Origin of the sequence: Bartonella tribocorum (assembly GCF_002778015.1) — a bacterium.
Classification (GTDB): domain Bacteria; phylum Pseudomonadota; class Alphaproteobacteria; order Rhizobiales; family Rhizobiaceae; genus Bartonella; species Bartonella tribocorum_B.
Window position 1 is genome coordinate 24,899 of sequence record NZ_NJPP01000005.1, and the last position, 19,080, is coordinate 43,978.

At 39.3% G+C, this 19,080-nt stretch carries 11 protein-coding genes and 2 pseudogenes; 5 read left to right on the forward strand and 8 right to left on the reverse strand.

What is annotated here, in order from left to right; all coding sequences use genetic code 11:
- The first annotated feature begins 264 nt into the window (after nt 1-264).
- The 3 genes and pseudogenes from purH (CEV08_RS03050) (at nt 265) to CEV08_RS03060 (ending at nt 2,492) form a co-directional block, all read left to right on the forward strand.
- Entirely contained in the window at nt 265-1,884 is a 1,620-nt protein-coding gene (gene purH, locus CEV08_RS03050; protein WP_100130343.1) for a bifunctional phosphoribosylaminoimidazolecarboxamide formyltransferase/IMP cyclohydrolase, read from the forward strand.
- Nucleotides 1,885-1,996: 112 nt separating this feature from the next.
- A pseudogene (gene purH, locus CEV08_RS03055) lies at nt 1,997-2,182 on the forward strand (bifunctional phosphoribosylaminoimidazolecarboxamide formyltransferase/IMP cyclohydrolase); the annotation flags it as partial.
- Between the two features lie 157 nt (nt 2,183-2,339).
- On the forward strand, nt 2,340-2,492 hold the full coding sequence (locus CEV08_RS03060; RefSeq protein ID WP_100130316.1) for a DUF1127 domain-containing protein: 153 nt from the start codon (nt 2,340-2,342) through the stop codon (nt 2,490-2,492).
- Between the two features lie 1,974 nt (nt 2,493-4,466).
- Here CEV08_RS03060 and CEV08_RS03065 read toward each other — a convergent pair.
- From CEV08_RS03065 to htpX, 3 genes are all read right to left on the reverse strand, one after another.
- Nucleotides 4,467-6,212 (reverse strand): heparinase II/III family protein, encoded by a 1,746-nt coding sequence (locus CEV08_RS03065; RefSeq protein WP_100130317.1) that lies wholly within the window; start codon nt 6,210-6,212, stop codon nt 4,467-4,469.
- 64 nt (nt 6,213-6,276) lie between these two features.
- Nucleotides 6,277-7,641 carry an RsmB/NOP family class I SAM-dependent RNA methyltransferase gene (locus CEV08_RS03070; protein ID WP_100130318.1) on the reverse strand — a complete coding sequence of 455 codons (1,365 nt, stop codon included), beginning with the start codon at nt 7,639-7,641 and terminating at the stop codon, nt 6,277-6,279.
- 68 nt (nt 7,642-7,709) lie between these two features.
- On the reverse strand, nt 7,710-8,756 hold the full coding sequence (gene htpX, locus CEV08_RS03075) for a zinc metalloprotease HtpX (RefSeq protein ID WP_100130319.1): 1,047 nt from the start codon (nt 8,754-8,756) through the stop codon (nt 7,710-7,712).
- 82 nt (nt 8,757-8,838) lie between these two features.
- Here htpX and CEV08_RS03080 point away from each other — a divergent pair, with 82 nt between their 5' ends.
- Nucleotides 8,839-9,054 carry a DUF1674 domain-containing protein gene (locus tag CEV08_RS03080; protein WP_100130320.1) on the forward strand — a complete coding sequence of 72 codons (216 nt, stop codon included), beginning with the start codon at nt 8,839-8,841 and terminating at the stop codon, nt 9,052-9,054.
- Nucleotides 9,055-9,162: 108 nt separating this feature from the next.
- Here CEV08_RS03080 and rpsP read toward each other — a convergent pair whose 3' ends face one another.
- The 4 genes from rpsP to CEV08_RS03100 form a co-directional block, all read right to left on the reverse strand.
- Nucleotides 9,163-9,519 (reverse strand): 30S ribosomal protein S16, encoded by a 357-nt coding sequence (rpsP, locus tag CEV08_RS03085; protein WP_100130321.1) that lies wholly within the window; start codon nt 9,517-9,519, stop codon nt 9,163-9,165.
- A 16-nt stretch (nt 9,520-9,535) separates the two neighbouring features.
- On the reverse strand, nt 9,536-9,865 hold the full coding sequence (locus tag CEV08_RS03090) for a chorismate mutase (RefSeq protein ID WP_100130344.1): 330 nt from the start codon (nt 9,863-9,865) through the stop codon (nt 9,536-9,538).
- 25 nt (nt 9,866-9,890) lie between these two features.
- The gene (gene ffh / locus CEV08_RS03095) at nt 9,891-11,453 is read right to left on the reverse strand and encodes a signal recognition particle protein (protein ID WP_100130322.1); all 1,563 of its coding nucleotides are present in this window, start codon (nt 11,451-11,453) and stop codon (nt 9,891-9,893) included.
- Nucleotides 11,454-11,696: 243 nt separating this feature from the next.
- The gene (locus CEV08_RS03100; protein ID WP_100130323.1) at nt 11,697-12,353 is read right to left on the reverse strand and encodes a carbonic anhydrase; all 657 of its coding nucleotides are present in this window, start codon (nt 12,351-12,353) and stop codon (nt 11,697-11,699) included.
- Between the two features lie 284 nt (nt 12,354-12,637).
- Between CEV08_RS03100 and CEV08_RS03105 the strand changes: the two genes are divergently transcribed.
- The gene (locus CEV08_RS03105; protein ID WP_100130345.1) at nt 12,638-17,347 is read left to right on the forward strand and encodes an NAD-glutamate dehydrogenase; all 4,710 of its coding nucleotides are present in this window, start codon (nt 12,638-12,640) and stop codon (nt 17,345-17,347) included.
- Between the two features lie 925 nt (nt 17,348-18,272).
- Here CEV08_RS03105 and CEV08_RS03115 read toward each other — a convergent pair.
- Nucleotides 18,273-19,039 (reverse strand): annotated as a pseudogene (locus CEV08_RS03115) (tyrosine-type recombinase/integrase); the annotation flags it as partial.
- Nucleotides 19,040-19,080 lie beyond the last annotated feature (41 nt).

The following is a 19,080-nucleotide window of genomic DNA, read 5'->3' on the forward strand; positions in this document are numbered from 1 at the left end:
ATGCGTTTTATGTTTCAAACCCGCTATGAAGATGAGAAATTGAGTTATAAACAGCAAAAAACATTGAATGTGTCAATGAGGCTTTTATACCTATCACCACACCTCAAATGAGGGTATTTTAACGAGATAATAAAAAAGGTGAGTCATCGTATATTTTAAAAAAGACAGTTTATCCTTTCAGTGTATTTTGCTAAAGGCTTTTGCTATAAGCGTGTAAGCTTGTTTTGTTGGAATTTTAACTCTTTCATTTTTAAGGTTTCTGTTATGGGTGTTGTTGCCAAAAATTTTCCCATACCTGATCTTCATCGGGTTCGTCGTGTTCTTCTTTCTGTATCTGATAAAACGGGAGTGGTTGCATTTGCACAAGCCCTTCATGCGACTTACAATGTTGAATTGATTTCAACAGGAGGAACAGCCAAAACCCTCATAGCGGCTGGTTTACCCGTAAAAGATGTTTCTGAAGTTACTGGATTTCCTGAAATAATGGATGGGCGTGTAAAAACACTCCATCCTTTGATTCATGGTGCTTTGTTAGGGGTAAGAGAAAATCCTACCCATAGGGAAGCTATGGAAAAGAACAGCATTCATGGAATTGATCTTTTGGTGGTGAATCTTTATCCTTTTGAAGAAACGATCCAATCGGGAGCCGATGCCCAAACAATTCTTGAAAACATTGATATCGGCGGACCGGCGATGATTCGTGCTGCGGCAAAAAATTATGCTTATACCGGTGTTGTAACAGCGATAAATAACTATGATTCGATTCTAGCCGAATTAAAACAGCATAATGGATGTTTAAGCTTATCCATGCGTCACCAGTTAGCAATGCATGCCTATGCACACACCGCAGCTTATGACACGGCAATAGCAGCATGGTTTGCACGAGATTTAAAAATTGAAACACCCTCATGGCAAAGTTTTTCTGGTCATCTTGAAAGTGTTATGCGCTATGGGGAAAATCCGCATCAACAGGCGGCATTTTATCGCAATAATGAAAAACGTTTTGGTATCGCAACAGCAAAACTTTTACAAGGCAAAGCACTCTCTTATAACAATCTGAATGATACAGATGCAGCCTTTGAGCTTGTGGCAGAATTTGATCCGCAAAAAACCGCTGCTGTTGCTCTTATTAAACATGCCAATCCTTGTGGTGTTGCGGAAGGAGAAAATTTGAAAGAAGCTTATTTAAAATCTCTTATGTGTGATAATGTATCGGCATTTGGTGGAATTGTTGCTTTAAATCAAACCCTTGATGAAGAATGTGCGGAAGAGATTGTTAAAATTTTTACGGAAGTGATTATTGCTCCTGATGCAACAATGGCGGCACGTGAAATTATTGCCAAGAAAAAAAATCTTCGTTTGCTCATTACAGGTGGTATTCCTAATCCACGTTGTGAAGGACTTCTTGCGAAAACACTTGCAGGAGGCATTTTAGTGCAATCACGGGATAATGTGGTGGTTGATGATCTTAAATTACAAGTGGTGACAAAGCGCGCACCAACTCAAGATGAAATGCGTGATCTTCAATTTGCTTTTCGTGTTGCAAAACACGTTAAATCAAATGCTATTGTTTACGCAAAAAATAGCGCAACAGTTGGTATTGGTGCAGGACAAATGAGCCGTATCGATTCAGCAAAAATTGCTGCAACTAAAGCAGCAGAGAGTGCAAAAAGAGCAGGCTTAAAAGAAGCGCTCACAAAAGGATCAGTGGTTGCATCCGATGCATTTTTTCCTTTTGCAGATGGTTTATTAGCAGCAGCTGCAGCAGGTGCAACAGCCGTCATTCAACCAGGAGGCTCCATGCGTGATGAAGAAGTGATCACTGCTGCGGACAAGCAAGATTTAGCTATGGTTTTTACAGGAATACGACATTTCCGTCATTAATATAATTTGGGTGATTTCCTCTTCATATGAGATAACCGTTTCAAGGGATTTTGCATAAATCATTATGTCGATTGATAATCGTTGAAATGGAAGCAGTTATTCAATCCAGACAATCACAGAAGCGCTCACAAAAGGAGCAGCGATTGCATCCGATGCATTTTTTCCTTTTGCAGATGGTATATTAGCAGCTGCAGCAAGAGCAACAGCCGTTATTCAACCAGAAAGCTCCATGCGTGATGAAGAAGTGATCACTGCAGAAAATGCACATAATTTAGCCATTGTTTTAGGGATAAAATGACAATGGCTTTAATGGTTGCCCTTTCACATGAGACAAATGTTAAAGGGATTTTTCTTGTATGTAGATGCATACCTGCTATGACATTATAGCACAACTCTTTATTAGTAATATGCTCTATACTTAAACTAAAGAGTGTAACAAAGTTTGAGTAGAGAATATGAATATTTTACGTTCTTATAGTAATTGGCGCCGTTATCGTCGGACCATTAACGCGTTGAGCCGTCTTTCGACATATGAACTTAATGATCTTGGCATTTGTCGTGGTAACATTGATTCAGTTGCACGATATTATTCGCGTAAATCTTCCTAAAAGTTGTTTAAAGAACCTTTGAAGATTTGAAGAAGTGCTTTGCTGTAAAGAAGCAAACAGTTTGAGGCTGCTTGTTATTACTTCATTGTTATTATGATAATACAAAGGAGAAGGAATTTTTCCCTGAGGCTTTGTTGCAATGCTGTTTTTTGAATTCTCAATGTTTTTATGATGAATAACTTTTGATTGATCAAGTGTGTCCATTATTTAACGCATCGGATGAGAAGCTCTACTGTATGGATTCTCTTATTCCACATATAGTTTATATTGAATCAACTAAAGCCATGTTTCTTGCACATTACAAGCGAGGAGTATCTGCGTGGAATAAAACTTTACAAAAAAAGGACTAAAAATGCCTATAATAAAACCATCTCAAACGCCAAGCATTATCACAACATTGAAAGCTGAAAAAATGTGTGATGATTCCAGCTTTTTGCTCTATATGCAGCAATAATGGGATAAAAATAAAAGATTAAGATGGTTTAGAGCTTTTTTCTATCCGCTTTTATATGCAAGATGGGAAAAAGAATATGATAGAGTTTGTTTCTGAAATGGAAAACGACCTCATTTAGCAAAAATATGAAATCTCAAAGATAAAAAACTATTCACATCTTTACCATCATTTTTTCATTCAGTTTTAAAACTTTCAAAAACATCTATATCTTTTAAAAAATGGGCTGCAATCCCTTACTTTTTTCTCTCGCTCTTTAATAAAATCGTATCCCCAACGCAAAGAGCAACATATTGGTTTATAAAGATAGTTCACTGTTTTGCATGTTAAATGAGAGCCCCAAATATCGTAAGATTCTCTTACTTCAAACCTGTTTATGTTGAATCAACCAAAATCACTTACTTGCACATCACAAGCGAAGAGAGCCTTGTGAATAAAAATGAGAAAAGAAAAGAGTAAAAATGGCTCTTATAAAGAATCTCAAGTGCCAAGGGTTGTTGGTCAACATTGACGGCTGGCAAAGTGTGTTATGGTGCCGGCTTGTCGCTGTTTTATAAAACAAAAGACCCAAAACTAAATCACCGTATGGTACACCTTCACATAATTTTGTTTTAAAGAAATATTTCTCAATGCCCACCATTCTCTTCTCATGGTAACATTTATGGGGAGAATCCTCTAAGCATTCTTTCCTTTATGCTTAATAAAGACGTAAACTAAAATGTTATAGCATTAGCCTCCAATAGTTATAACAACCCTTGGCATTTGAAAATATTCAGAAGAGCTATTTTTATTTCTTTCTTCTAGTGAATTTATACACCACCTCTCCTTATAGCGTAGAAATATATGCATCGCTTTATCATAACAAATTCGCAGAAAGAGAATCTTACCATTTTCCGATTTTTCACTTAATCTTCAAAAAATAAATGATATAAATCAATATGCTAACTTCTTAAAACGATAAAAAATAAAGTATGATCCACCTTATTTTTAAAAATACCCTTCTAGAGACTTTTGCAAGCCATAAACTCAAATAAAAAGAGAAGGTTGAAGGTGTAATAATTCTACACTACTTGCCGAGAATGCAGCATTATACTCTATACGCGCACCATTGTTAAATGAGAATAATAAAAGAAATGTTTTTTAAAACAAAAGCGTAAATTTGCAAAAATATTTGATTGTCTTAAACATGCTGCTCCCTTAGAGCGAAATATTAATCACAATAGTGTAATCAAAAACTTTTTAAAGATAAGCAACAGCTTAATTTTCTCTCCACATCTTTAAAGAATGAGAGCTCTTAACCAAAACCGATCTGTAGTAAATAAGGGTTTGTCAACAACCCAATTGCCACCAGAGCCCCCTTTCAGCATTACCTCACGAGATGTTATAGGTAAACTTTGCCTAAAAATACCCATCCCATAGTCTCACAAAAAATACTTAACGCATAAAATTTTTACATGATCCTTAAATAGGATGTTACAGCAATAAACGATTATATGTTAGGACACAAAGATAAATACTATAGTCTATAGGTTAGAACAATGTTCTGATTTTTTATCAAACGCTTTACGGATAAAACGCCAGCGAACTTTTTCCTGAAATGCAGGGCGGAAATATAAAACGATCTGCTGTGTCCGTTGTGGACCTTCTAATGCCGCAAAATCAATCGAATCTTCAAGACAAATATCCGCATCAGGCGACATAAAATACCATACTTGCTCATCCTCTACGTGCTCGTTCTTTACCGCTAAACACACACGCTCACCATCATAGTTAACTTCAACTTGTGGATGAAGATGAAACCGAACTGCAACATGATCTTGTTCACTTTGCACCCTCTTATGTCTCTTTCCTCCCTTATTTGGTATAAAAAAGCGATCAAAACCTTCGATCATATCTCCACTTGTCGCTAAAATAAGACCACGCTCATGAATAAGATTAAAGGGTCGCACATAACCGTTATGGCTCGCAATAAAACCTGTTTTTCCTAAATCCTCTATACGGTGCACTTGAACATCTGTTGGTCCATCAAACAAAAAGGAAGCGCTATTTTTCTTTTTTTTATAAAAAGTGCCCACCGAACAATCATTAAGCGTAGCTGTTGAATGGGCCGCAGTAACACGCCCTAAATGTCGATAATCTTGCCGACCATCGGGGTTAACACCGGTATTGATAATAAAACGATGTCCTTGTGAGGACATTTCAAAAGACAAACACCCCGAACAAGCCTGCTGTGCGACAAAGCGTGGTGGAAATTTTCCTGTATCTGCAAGCACTGTTGTTTGATTGGCTTTTAAGCGCTGAAACCCTGAATAACGAGCATAACTAAAAGGATGCCCTCCTGTTTCATCAAGCTTTAAAAGTGCCAATAACCGTTCCGGTACCAAAGGACCAACCCCATTAAAACGCGCCAATGTTTGATCCTCATGGATAAAGAATCGTAAAGCTGGCAACATACGCTCAACAGAATCAATCAAAATACGTGGTGCTGTTTCATTGCTGCGCATAAAAAGATGACGCAAAGATAATAAATCTGATAATAAATTAAATAAGATAATAGGACTACGAGAAATATGCCCACCATCAACCAAAATCTGACGCGAAAGCTCTTCTATAAGCGTGGTTTGTACCTTTTTTTTCACAGCCACAGAAACAGGCAAAGCAAGAGATGCGAACGTTAAAGCTGTTGCTGCTTGTAAACGTTGTTCATCATGATCCATATTACAAATTGTTACGCGCAAATAGCGAAACTGCAAACCAAGCGCACGTAAAAAGCGTTTTTCAAACCGCTCACTTGCCCCTTTTAGCAACATTTTTGAGTGACAAATCCACGAAATTAAACGCCGTGCCACAACAGGCGCACTCCACGCACCCCCCTTTACTTTCTTTCCAGCATGGTCAAGCCAATCTTCTAAAAGAGAGCGCGCATGCGCCGCAGCTAAATCACTTTCTGCTGCTTCCATATGGCGCAACCAATGAAAATCATGCAGAGCCGCTTCCCATTCCAGCGTTGGCGCAACCAATGAAAATGGTGAAACAGCACCAGAATGAACAATATGGCCAGCAAAAGCAAAACGTCCATGATAAAACTCATGCGCCATCATCGGATCAGCCATATGCAAATCAATAGGATGCGCTAAAATTTTATGAGGACGAAACCCTGAAAACCGCCAACGAAATAAGGGTCCAACCCATAAACGCCGCACAACACGCTGTAGCGTATCGACACAGGCTGCCACTTTTACCTGAGGAGCTTTTACCGCAACCGTCAAAATTTCATCTCCATCTATGCTGAATCAGACACAATTTCGACCATTTTTGTAAATGAAGTATTAATTAAACAATTTTTCGTAAGCGCGCAGCAAAAAAACCATCCATTCCTAAAGGCGCAGTTTTCTCAGAATCAAAATTTTTATGACAAAAATCTGCCGGCGTCGTGCGCAACATCCCCTCACAAAGCAAATGTGCCAGTGCTCCCATTTCCTCTGGATAAATAGGATCTAAAATAATATCATTGCGTGCCGATAAAATTTTTTCAATAAGCTCTTCACCTTCTTCTCGAGCCAATGAACAATTGGAAAAAACGATTCGTCCCCCCTCCTTGACCAAGGCAATTGCAGCGACAAGCAAATCATATTGTAATTCTGCTAATTTAACGACATCAGCTCTTGATTTCGTCCATACAATATCTGGATGACGACGGATCGTTCCTATAGAAGAACAAGGAGCATCAAGAAGAACTGCATCAAAAAGCTGTGTGGGATGAAAATTTTTCACGTCCTCCTGCCAAATGTGAACGGAAAAATGAAGCCGTTCCATATTTTCTTTTAAACGCTTTACGCGGTTAGCAGAAAGCTCAATGGCTGTCACCTCTGCCCCCTGCAAAGCCAATTGTGCTGTTTTTCCCCCAGGGCTTGCACAAAGATCAGCAACACGTTTACTCCGAATTTCTCCTAGTAAACAAGCAGGCAACGCTGCAGCAAAATCTTGAACCCACCAAGCCCCTTCACGATAGCCTGGTAAATCAGAAACAGAACACTCCAAACGATTCAATCGAACAGAACCATTAGGCAACACCACACCGCCAAGTCTCTCAGCCCATCCAACACTATCAGATTTCACTGTCAAATCGAGAGAAGGTTCCACACTTTGAATTTCTATAATCTGGTGTGCTTTTTCTGTTCCATAAGCTGATACTAAAAGCTGGCTAAACCACGCTGGAACATTTTCAATGGTTGGAACCTGTTGGCGTAAAGGTACCGCCTCACGCGCAACATTGCGTAAAAGAGCATTCACCACCCCTGAAAAACGGCGCATACGCGGATCAAATTTTGCCACACGCACAGCCAAATCAATGGCCGCATGATCCGGAACATCAAGATAAAGAATTTGCGCCACACTGATATGCAGAAGATGCTGAAGTGAAAGTGCTTGTGGAGGCAAAGGGCGCGCTAAAAAGCGTGAGAGAGCCGCCGTAATCTGCCCGCGATGACGCAATGACGTTGTCAAAATAGCCCGACACAATAAACGATCTCGTTGTGAAAGCTTTAAATATTGTGGGTGTCCGTGTTCATTATCCGTCAAACCAGAAAGAGGCGTATACTTATCAACCACCGCCCCTAAAAGGCGCACACACACCTGCCGAACAGCCAATCCTGGAACATCTTTTTCAGACACATGCCCCGCTTTTTTGTGTTTCAAAATAACACCTTTATATCACTTATATCACTGCTTCCTCAAGAGATTCCCCAAAATTCTCCTAAAAAACTCTATGAACGAGATCTTTTTGAATTTTCATAACGAAGCCAAGAAGGACGTTTGGTAACCCGCTGAAAAGTATTGTCTTCTTGCTCTCCTGATGCATGAGCTTGACCATTGTGAAAATTTCCATAATTCATTTCATTGCTTTTTTTATTCATACTGCCTTCTTCATTCCATCTCCCATTTTCAGCAAGAGCCCCTTTCATCTCTTCTGCTTGCCGATAAAGAGCAGCAATACGATTTGCCGTTGCAGGATGTGTCGAAAAAAGACTATCTGCTCCATGACCGCTCAAAGGATTGATAATAAATAGATGGGCTGTTGCTGGATTATGCTCTGCTTCTTCATTGTAAACCCCACGCCCTCCATCAGCAATTTTACGCAATGCCGAAGCCAACCATAAAGGATTACCACATATTTCAGCCCCCCTACGATCCGCAGCATATTCACGCGTACGGCTAATGGCCATTTGCACAAGCATTGCAGCAAAAGGTGCCACGAGCAGTGCAATAAATCCTCCAATTGCTCCAGAACCATGAGAACCTTCTGAAGAGCCGCGCTGTCCCCCCATAAAAAAAGCAAAATTACCAAGCATTGAAATTGCCCCTGCAATCGTTGCTGTTAGAGTCATGGTTAAGGTATCACGATGCTCAATATGTGCGAGCTCATGCGCCATAACGCCAGCAATTTCCTCTGCGCTTAACCGCTCTAACAAGCCGCGACTTGCAGCAACAGCGGCATTTTGCGGATTACGTCCCGTTGCAAAAGCATTTGGCTGTGCATTGTCAATCACATAAACCTTTGGTTGAGGAAGAGAAGCATTTTTAGCTAAATCGCTTACAATCTTATAATAAACAGGCGAAGAATGCTGATCAACTTCACGCGCCCCATACATACGTAAAACGATTTTATCTGAATTCCAATAAGAAAAAAAGTTTAAACCACTTGCCATCAAAAGAGCAATGACCATGCCACCGCCCCCTCCAACAAGATAACCAACCCCCATAAAGAGAGCCGTCATAAAAGCCAAAAGCATGGCTGTACGCATTATATTCATTACTCAAAAACTCCATGATAAAAGTTCACTAATACTATATGATGGTGTTTTCTCTCTGCTTCTTCAATGGAATAGGTATAAAATGAATAAAAAAGATGAAAAAATAAGCAAAACAAATACAACTGTCGTTAAACAGCCATCTCTTTCTCCCGCAGCAAAACGCGCCCTTAAAGAAGCTGAAGAAAGGCGAAAAGCTAAAACAACAAAAGAACAACCGTTGGAAAACGGTGGGCGCGGCGGAAAAGACCCTTCTCGCTACGGAGATTGGGAAATTAAGGGCCGCGCCATTGATTTTTAAAGTCATACTTTTAAAGCCATAGATTTCTGAAATTGAACTTTAAAAACCAATGCTATTTTAAATAAACACCCTTTTAAAGAGGCGTTTATTCAACAATCATGCTTTTTTTTATGCTGAAGCAGCTGCTGCATCCTCTGCCGCTTGCTTTGCTGCTGCTATACGTTCTTGTGCTTTTTTGCCCGGTTCACCTTTACGTGGATTATTGCGGACTGGACGCTTTTTTAAGCCAGCTGCATCTAAAAACCGTAAAACGCGATCTGTTGGTTGAGCTCCTTGCCCAAGCCAATATTGGATACGTTCTTCACTAAGTTTCACCCTCGCTCCATCTTTAGGCAACATAGGATCCCATGCACCAACACGTTCAAGAAATCGCCCATCGCGCGGACTACGAACATCTGCAACGACGATATGATAGTAAGGACGTTTCTTTGAACCTCCACGGGACAAACGAATTTTCAATGCCATATTTTATCTCCTATTGTCAGCTCTGGCTTTCGTTTAAATTGACTTTTTTTGTTTTTTGCTCTTCAGCAATAACTTGATGATGATGCACAACTTCTTTAATAATAAACTTTAAAAATCTTTCAGCAAAATCAGGATCAAGATGACTCTCTATCGCCAATTGTCGCAAACGCGCTATTTGCTGTTGCTCACGCAGAGCATCGACTTTAGGCAAATCATAACGCGCTTTTAAATGCCCAACCGCTTTCGTACAACGAAAACGTTCTGCTAAAATATGGATCAAAGTTGCATCAAAATTATCAATAGATGCGCGCAAATGTGCCAATTCGTTTAATACTGTTTCCTGCATCATAGTCCTTTCCTTATTTTGCATCTTATTTTTTCTTAAGATGCTGAGGAAGTTTTCCTCTATCAACAATGCCATTGGTAAGACCAGGAAATGTAGGACCACGTCCAGGAAGTCCAGGAAAGAGTTTTCCCTCATTACCATTTTCAATTTGCTTTTGAAGCGTTGAGATTTGCTTGAGATCCAATCCCGATAAATCAGGCATAGCTGGAGAATCTGCACCTCCCATTCCTCCCAATCCCATTTTGGAACCAAGGCCTCCTAACATTTTTCCCATCAAACCACTTTTGCCCTTACCACCCATGGCTTTCATCATATCCGCCATTTGGCGATACATCTTCAAAAGTTTATTAATATCAGCCGCCGTTGTTCCAGACCCCTTAGCAATTCGCTGTTTTCGGCTATGTTTTAAAAGCTCTGGATTCGCACGTTCTTGTGGTGTCATGGACGAAATAATAGCCAATTGACGATTAAACAAACGATCATCAAGCCCCGCAGCCGCAATCTGCTCTTTGACTTTGCCAAATCCTGGCAACATGCCCATAATACCGCCCATTCCGCCAAGTTTTTTCATTTTTTGCAACTGTTCTGCAAGATCATTCAAATCAAATTTTCCGGCTTGCATTTTTTTTGCAAAAGCAGCAGCTTTCTCATAATCCATTGTTTCAGCAGCTTTTTCAACCAAAGAAACAATATCCCCCATTCCGAGAATACGATCAGCAATACGACTGGGATGAAACTCTTCCAAAGCCTCTATTTTTTCACCGGTTCCAATTGCTTTAATGGGTTTGCCTGTCACAGCACGCATAGAAAGAGCAGCACCCCCACGCCCATCACTATCCATCCGTGTTAAAATAATTCCTGTAATCCCTACACGCTCATCAAAAGAACGTGCAAGATGAACGGCATCTTGCCCTGTCAAACTATCAGCAACCAACATAATCTCATGTGGAAGAGAACACGCTTTAATTTCAGCCAATTCAAGCATCAAAGCTTCATCAATATGATTACGTCCTGCAGTATCAAGAAGAAGCACATCATAACCGCCCAATTTAGCAGCTTGCACAGCACGTGATGCAATATCAACAGGCTGTTGTCCCGCAATAATAGGCAAACTTGCAAGTTTTGCTTGTTCTCCCAGCTGGCGCAACTGCTCCTGTGCAGCGGGACGACGTGTATCTAATGACGCCATGAGAACTTTTTTATTGTGCTTATCAGTGAAACGTTTTGCAAGCTTTGCTGTTGTGGTTGTTTTTCCGGAACCTTGCAAACCAATCATCATGATAACAACGGGCGCTGGTGCATTCAAATCACTCAGAACGTTTTCATTTCCAAGAATATGAACCAATTCGTCATGAACAATTTTAACCACCATTTGGCCTGGTTTAATTGATTTAACAATCTCAGTTCCAACAGCTTTTTCCCGAACCCTATCGGTAAAAGAACGGACAACATCAAGAGCAACATCAGCTTCCAATAAAGCGCGCCGAATTTCACGCAGTGCCTCTGCAACATCCTGATCCGACAAAGCACCACGCCCCGTTAAACGAGACAGGATAGAACCAAGTCGCTCTTGCAAAGATTCAAACATCATTTACCTCATTGTTGCATAACAAAGTTACATAACGAACAAACCAAAACAGCACCCGAGAACGCATCGCGCCGTCGAATGCTGACCTCTGAGATCTCTTCATACCCTTGCATTGGGGTCTCAGTCGGTGGCTCCAAGTTAATTTTGTCACTGAAAGCTTACCTCTTCAAACAATAAAACCCTAGCTTTGTCAAGTTTTATCATAAAATGCCTTTTTATACGAAGAAATAAAAACAGAAAATGCTACACTTTAAAACTTTCAACTTCAACACACATAAAACAACCTGTTTCCTGTTCCATATTCCATAATTGCCCGCTAGAGATGTCAAACCACACCCCATGCAATGTTAAAACACCCTGACCTTTGCGGAACTTTATCCACGGAAACGTCTCTAAATTTCTTAATGAATGGCGAATAGAAAGCTGCTCTAAAGCTGTTTGTTTTTCTGGCCAAGACAGCGACTTATTATTCAAAACGATTTCTGTAGCTGGTGCTAAAAGACTAATCCATTGGCCAATAAAATCATTTGATGATAAAGATTTATACGTCTCCTTAAGAGCCGTATGAACGCCTCCACAATGGGCATGACCAAAAACAACAATATGTTTCACCTCAAGCAATTGCACAGCATATTCAAGAGCAGCCGATGTTGCATGATATTTGTTATCAGGAGAAAAAGGAGGAACCACATTTGCCACGTTGCGTAAAGTGAAAATTTCCCCAGGCTTAGCATCAAAAATCATTTCTGGGATAGCGCGCGAATCACAACAAGCAATAACCAAAACTTCCGGTTTTTGCCCCTCAATCGCCAATTGCTGATAATGTTCTATTTTATCTGAAAAATGATTATTTATAAAGTTTTGGTAACCACTTAAAAGTCTTTCTGGTAAACGGGTCATTCTCTCTTTACTTCTAATTTTCTCGTTACTTTCATTTCATATAATTAGAAAAAAAACGATTAACATACAAAAATAATAAAAAGTCCCTTTTATTGATGCAAAATATCTCTTTAAAGTGCAAATTATTACTAAAAAATAACAAAAACACAGTCATTCTTTTCAAATAAAGAGCTGTTTTCTTTAGGGAGAAGATGTTACAGTGTAAGAAAGTATAACGGTCTTCTCTTAAAATAATAAAAACAAGAAAAGACCCCAAGAGCAAAAAGCAAAAAGGGAGAATGAATGTGTTAAAACAAAAAGTATCAGCAACAAAAAACACACCAGATAAAATAGAAAAAATCCTTTTTGCTCAAACCGATAAAGAAGATATTGTTTATTACGAAAATAAAGAGCTTCAAAAAGCCGCAGCCACCGCAGTAAAAGCTTTTAATCTCCATCAGGCAGGAAAAAACACCATCTACTTTGAACAAAATCTGACCCGCAATAACAAGCCTATAACTGTTATCAGCCTCGTCAATGATAACAAACCCTTTCTTCTCGATTCTATTTTAAATGTCTTCAATCAACATAAAAACCATATTTATTTAATTGCACACCCCATTCTTGATTGTGCTTCTGGAAAACGCATCAGTCTGATGCAAATTCACATCGAATCGTTAAACAAACAACAGATACAAAAACTTGAAAATGAGCTCACCTTAGTTCTTGAGCAGGTTAATGCTGCTGTACAAGACTGGAAACCTATGCTTGAAGAAGTTGAAAAGCATATTCATGCCTATCAAACAAACCTTCCTGCACACTATAAACAAGAAGGTGAAAAAGCTATTGAATTTCTTCACTGGCTCACAAATGATAATTTCATCTTTCTTGGCATGCGCACTTACAACTTCATCAAAGATCAAAAACCTATAAAATCCTTCACAGCAAGTAATATTGAACTTGGTATACTTGCAGATGCTTCTATTCATATTGTCGATGATGAAAGTATGAAAGAACCTCCTCAAGAAGTCTTATCCTTTATGGAAAGTGATAACCTATTTATTGTGACAAAAGCAAATAGCCGCTCCAAAATTCACCGTTCTGTTTGGCTCGATTATATTGGTCTTAAAATCTTTGATAAAGAAGACAAACTCTGCGGAGAATTACGCATTGTAGGACTTTTTACCTCTTCAGCTTATACACGCTCTGTTTTGCAAATTCCTTTCTTAAAAGAAAAAGCCCAAACCATCATTCAACGCCTTGGATACAATCGTGCTGACTATTCTGGAAAAGCGCTTATCAGTGTTTTAGAAACCTATCCAAGAGATGAAATGTTTCGTACGGATGTTGATACACTAACAGAAAATGCCAAACTTATCCTGCAACTAGACGAACGCCCACGTTTGCGGGTTTTAGCCCACACTGATTCTTTTGGGCGCTTTGTTTCTATCCTTGTCTATGTACCACGTGACCAATATAGCAGCAGCCTCCGTGAAAAAGTTGGCGAACATTTTGTTGAGCTTTATAAAGGCGACTTTTTTGAATCCTATCCGCTATTTTTAGAAAGCACCCTTATCCGTGTTTATTATATTATCCATCGCAAAGGCAGCGAAACTGTTCCGCTTCATGAGCGCACCACACTTGAACAACATGTGCGTTCAATCGCACAAAGTTGGGAAGATAGTGTTCAAGCCATCGCTCTTACCCACAAAACAACAGAGCCACAAACCCTTCTAGCTCGTGAATTTCCCAACAGCTATCGTGATTTATTCTCAGCGGAAGATGCCATTAAAGATGCCGGACATATTCTATGTCTTCATAATGAGAAGCCCCTTTTCGTGACCTTTTATCACGCGCGAAACAAAGAAAAACAAAACATTTCTCTTCGTCTCTTTCACCGCCATGAAGCCCTTGCTCTTTCCAAACGTGTACCTCTGCTTGAAAATATGGGGTTTCGCGTTATTGCAGAACAAACGCTTGAATTACCAGATGGCAACGGACAATCCGTATATCTTCATGATATGCAACTAGAAAGTACTTTCCAACGCTGTATCGATTTTGAAAAAGACGCTCAAAAGCTTGCTGAAACCTTTGAAGCCATTTGGGCACAAAATGCGGACAATGACGCCTTTAATGCCCTCACTCAAACAGCTGAGCTTGATTGGCACGAAATTGTTATTTTGCGTCATTACGGGCGCTATCTCCAACAAGCTGGCATTCCTTATTCGCAAGACCGCGTCGCCCAAACTTTAAATACTTATCCTGACATTACCAAAGAGCTTTATGCTTTATTTCATTTAAAATTTCATCAAAGTCACACAGAAAAAGAACGAGAAAAAAACCAACAGATTATTCAAAAGCGCATTGAAGAAAAATTACAGAAAGTATCTGGTTTGGATGATGATCTTATCTTACGCCGTTATTGTAACCTTATCGATACGAGTTTACGAACGAATGCCTTTACACCTCTTAGCGATGGTAGTCCACGGCGTATTTTAGCCACCAAATTAAATCCGCGCCAAATTGAAGGTTTACCTGAACCACGCCCTTATCGAGAGATTTTTGTTTATGGACCAGAAGTTGAAGGGGTCCATTTACGTTTTGGACCTATCGCTCGTGGCGGAATTCGGTGGTCTGACCGCGCGTTAGATTATCGCACCGAAGTGCTTAGCTTAGTCAAAGCCCAGCAAGTCAAAAATGCAGTTATCGTTCCTGCCGGTGCAAAAGGTGGATTCTATCCCCATCGCCTTCCTCAAACAAGTGACCGTGCTCTCATCATAGAAGCAGCACGGCAAGCTTATACGGACTTTATCACGGCTTTGCTCTCCATTACAGACAATTTGGTTAATGGCAAAATCAGTGCGCCCCACGATGTCATCTGTCATGATGATCCTGACCCCTATTTTGTTGTCGCAGCAGACAAAGGGACAGCAACCTTTTCTGATACAGCCAACGCCATCAGCCAAGCAAACCATTTTTGGCTTGATGATGCTTTCGCCTCTGGTGGCTCAGCAGGCTATGACCACAAAGAAATTGGGATCACAGCCAAAGGTGCATGGGAAGCTGTCAAAAGACATTTTCGAGAATCATTTAATCACGATATTCAAACAACACCCTTCACCTGTGTTGGTGTTGGGGATATGTCTGGTGATGTCTTTGGCAATGGAATGCTCCTTTCCAAACAAACAAAATTGATTGCTGCTTTTGATCACCGCGATATTTTTATTGATCCAAATCCAAACGCAGAGGAAAGCCATGCAGAGCGTATGCGTCTCTTCAAACTGCCTCGCTCAAGCTGGCAGGATTACGACCAAAGCAAATTATCAAAGGGCGGTGGTATCTTCTCACGAAAAGAAAAAACCATTACGCTCTCACCTGAAGCAACAAAAGCCATTGGTTTCGAAAGACAAACAGGAACCCCCTTTGAAATTATCTCTGCTCTTCTCAAAGCCCCTGTTGATCTTTTATGGTTTGGTGGCATTGGTACTTACATCCGCGCCACAACAGAAAGTGATGCCCAAGTAGGTGATCGTGCAAATGATGCAATACGCATTACCGGAGAACAAGTGCGTGCAAAAATTATTGGCGAAGGCGCTAATCTTGGTGTTACACAACGTGGACGGATTGAATATGTCTCAAATGGTGGTCGTTGCAATACGGATGCCATTGACAATTCTGCTGGTGTGAATTGTTCTGATATTGAAGTCAATCTCAAAATTGTTCTTGCATCGGCACTTCGTGCTAAAACACTCTCCCGCGAAGAGCGCAATAAACTTTTGAAAAAAATGACTCCGCAAGTCGAACAACTCGTTTTGCGCAACAATTATCTACAACCCCTTGCTCTTTCTTTATCAGAAAGCCAAAGCACGACTGATTTACCCTATCAAATACGCTTTATGCACGATTTGGAACAAAAAAAGCTTCTAGATCGCAGAGTTGAAGTACTCCCTGATGAGCAAGTTTTACGACAAAGAACAACCCAAGGCAAAGGTCTTATCCGTCCAGAACTCGCCGTTATTTTTGCCTATGCTAAATTAACGCTCAAAGAAGAAATTGCCAATAGCCCCATTATTGATGATCATTATTTCAACGCAGCTTTGCTGAATTATTTTCCAACCCAAATTCAAGAAAATTTTGAGAAAGAAGTCATTAACCATCAATTGCGTCGTAATATTATTGCAACGCTCATTGCCAACGATGTTGTCAATCGTGGAGGTCCTACTTTTGTTAATCAACTATACGATGCAACAGAACAAAAGACTGAAAATATTATTCGCGTTTTTGTTGCCATCCGTGATAGTTTTGAAATTCCTCAATTGTCTGATAAAATTGATAAACTTGATAACAAAGTACCTGGTCTTGTCCAAAACAAATTCTATGCAGCAATGACTCCAATGCTCTTTGAAACAACCAATTGGGGTCTGCACAACATAGATCTCTCTCGTCCATTAGAAGAAATTGTAAAAACAATAAAACAAGCCCGTAGTGTTATTGAAGAAGAGCTTATGCATTCTCACAATAACGATATTAAGCAAAAAATTGAAGAAAAAGCACGACACTACAATGAAGAAGGAGCACCAAAAGCATTAGCAAAACAATTAGCTCTTTTGGAAGCAGCTCCAACCATCTGTGATATTTCTTTAATTGCAAAACAAAGCAACAGCGATCTTATTAAAACCGCAGGGATCTATTTCTCACTTGCGCAAATCATTCGTATAAACCGCATTAATGAAGCCAAGCGGACAATTCCTATCCTCGATTACTATGATAGTATGGCTTTAAATCAAGCCAAAGAAAATGTTTCTGAAAGCTTACGGCAAATCGTTATAAAAATCCTTAAAAATTATGGAAATAAAAAGAATCCTTTTGCCACTTGGAAAAAAACAAAAGAAGATGATATTCACAATATCACAAACCGCATTAGTGCCCTTATTGAAAATGATCTCAATATTTCTCGTTTTACTTTTGCAGCAGGATTGATTTCTCAACTTCAAAATATTGGCTTTCAAACTTAAAATGAGCATAAAACAGCCCAATTAAAAACTTCTATTCTATTCCACCATAGTGAACATGCAAAAATAGAGCAGGAGTTTTTCATTTTGAGGTAAAGCACCCAAAATAAAACTCCCGCTCCTTATCACAATAGAATTACTTGTAAAGAATTTCAAAACGACAACAAAATTGATTTCTCAACGTAAAAACATCAACTTTCAGACTTAAAAGCAGAACAAAACGGCTAAGCTTTTATCCCTGCTCTATCCACCCTTTGCTCATATCAATGTAATATGACAATACATTTCATAGCAAGTGGAACGAGAAAGGAACATTGATTAATTTATTGTTTTTGTGATTATTTTTTACCATTCAATGTGCATTTTGTAAAAATGGATTTTGACATCTAAAAATCGTAAAAATGTAAAAAATGGCAAAAATCGAAATTTGGTATCAAAAAGAGGGTGATGGACTTTTAGAATTCTTTAAAGCCCCTTAAAAATCATTTAAAAATAAAATGAATTGGTACAAACTTGAAGTTAAAATATACAAAATTTGCCAACAAGCTACAATCAATAAAAAAAAATGGGCAACAAGAAAAAAACGGGTAACAAGAGAAGAACAGGACGCTATCCCGCATTTTTAAACAAAGCATCAAAAATAAAAAATAACACTTAAAAACTATAGGCTTGGCAGCAAATAAACATTGCAAAGTATCAAGAATTCCTGCGGATGAAACAAAAAACAAATGCAAATTTTTCTTTCAAATATCCCTCATTATAAAAACATAATGCCTTGATTTATAATAATAAAATTTATATTTTGTATATTGAAGCAGAGTCATAGTATCCCAAGTTTCTCTCATCTCGATCTTGCTTATATTAAATCAATCAAAATTCTCCACCCTTGCATGTTGCGAATAAGCAAGCCATGGGGATCACTTCTGCGTAAGAGCCCCCAACCGGTTGCAGAAAAAAAGAAATCATTGCGAGAGAGCAGGCGTGCTTGTTTTAAAATGTCTAATGCCTCTGTTGATAAGGAAACACGAAATTCTGTTGTAGCATCTCGCTTTCCTTTCATATTCTCGAGCTTGGGGTAGTCCATATATCGCCATCAACTTGATCTTTATGAGTATGGACATAAAGGGCATGTACGAACCCCTGTAAGGATAAGTAAACGCAAAGCAAAATGTGTCATCGTTGTTTTTTGACAAAGCATGTGATAAAAAGCCGGCACATCTTTCCAATCCATGGCTGATCTATTAGTGATTTTATGGTGTTGTTTACCTAAAAGAGCACGTGCTTTTGTTGTTGCTTGTAAGTCAACATCTAAACCTAATGCAGCCGTATGTTTGAAACGGTCCAATGCTGTTCGAGCAGCTCCAGCTTTTGTATGCCAGATAGGGGCAAGTGTTTGCGTATTTCTGTTTTCGTAATTTCTGAAACGGACAGACAGCCTAATTTAGGGTGAATGTAAAGCCGTAAATGTATAAACTATTTACCGTCTTTCCCCTCTCCTTTTAATTCAACTTTCCGAGTTTCAAAAAGTATCCAAGGCAATATCTTTTAAATAATGGAGATTGCTTATTGCCTCATGCTTTTGTTTATTGCGTTCTTTAATGTGATCATGACCCATACATCAAACAGCGTGCCACCCACTTGCCAATTCACCAGCTTGTTTTAAGGAAACATCTTTCAAAGCGCACGCAAGATCATTTCACGGCAGCGCCCGTGAAGACGCCCATGAAGAGTATAAT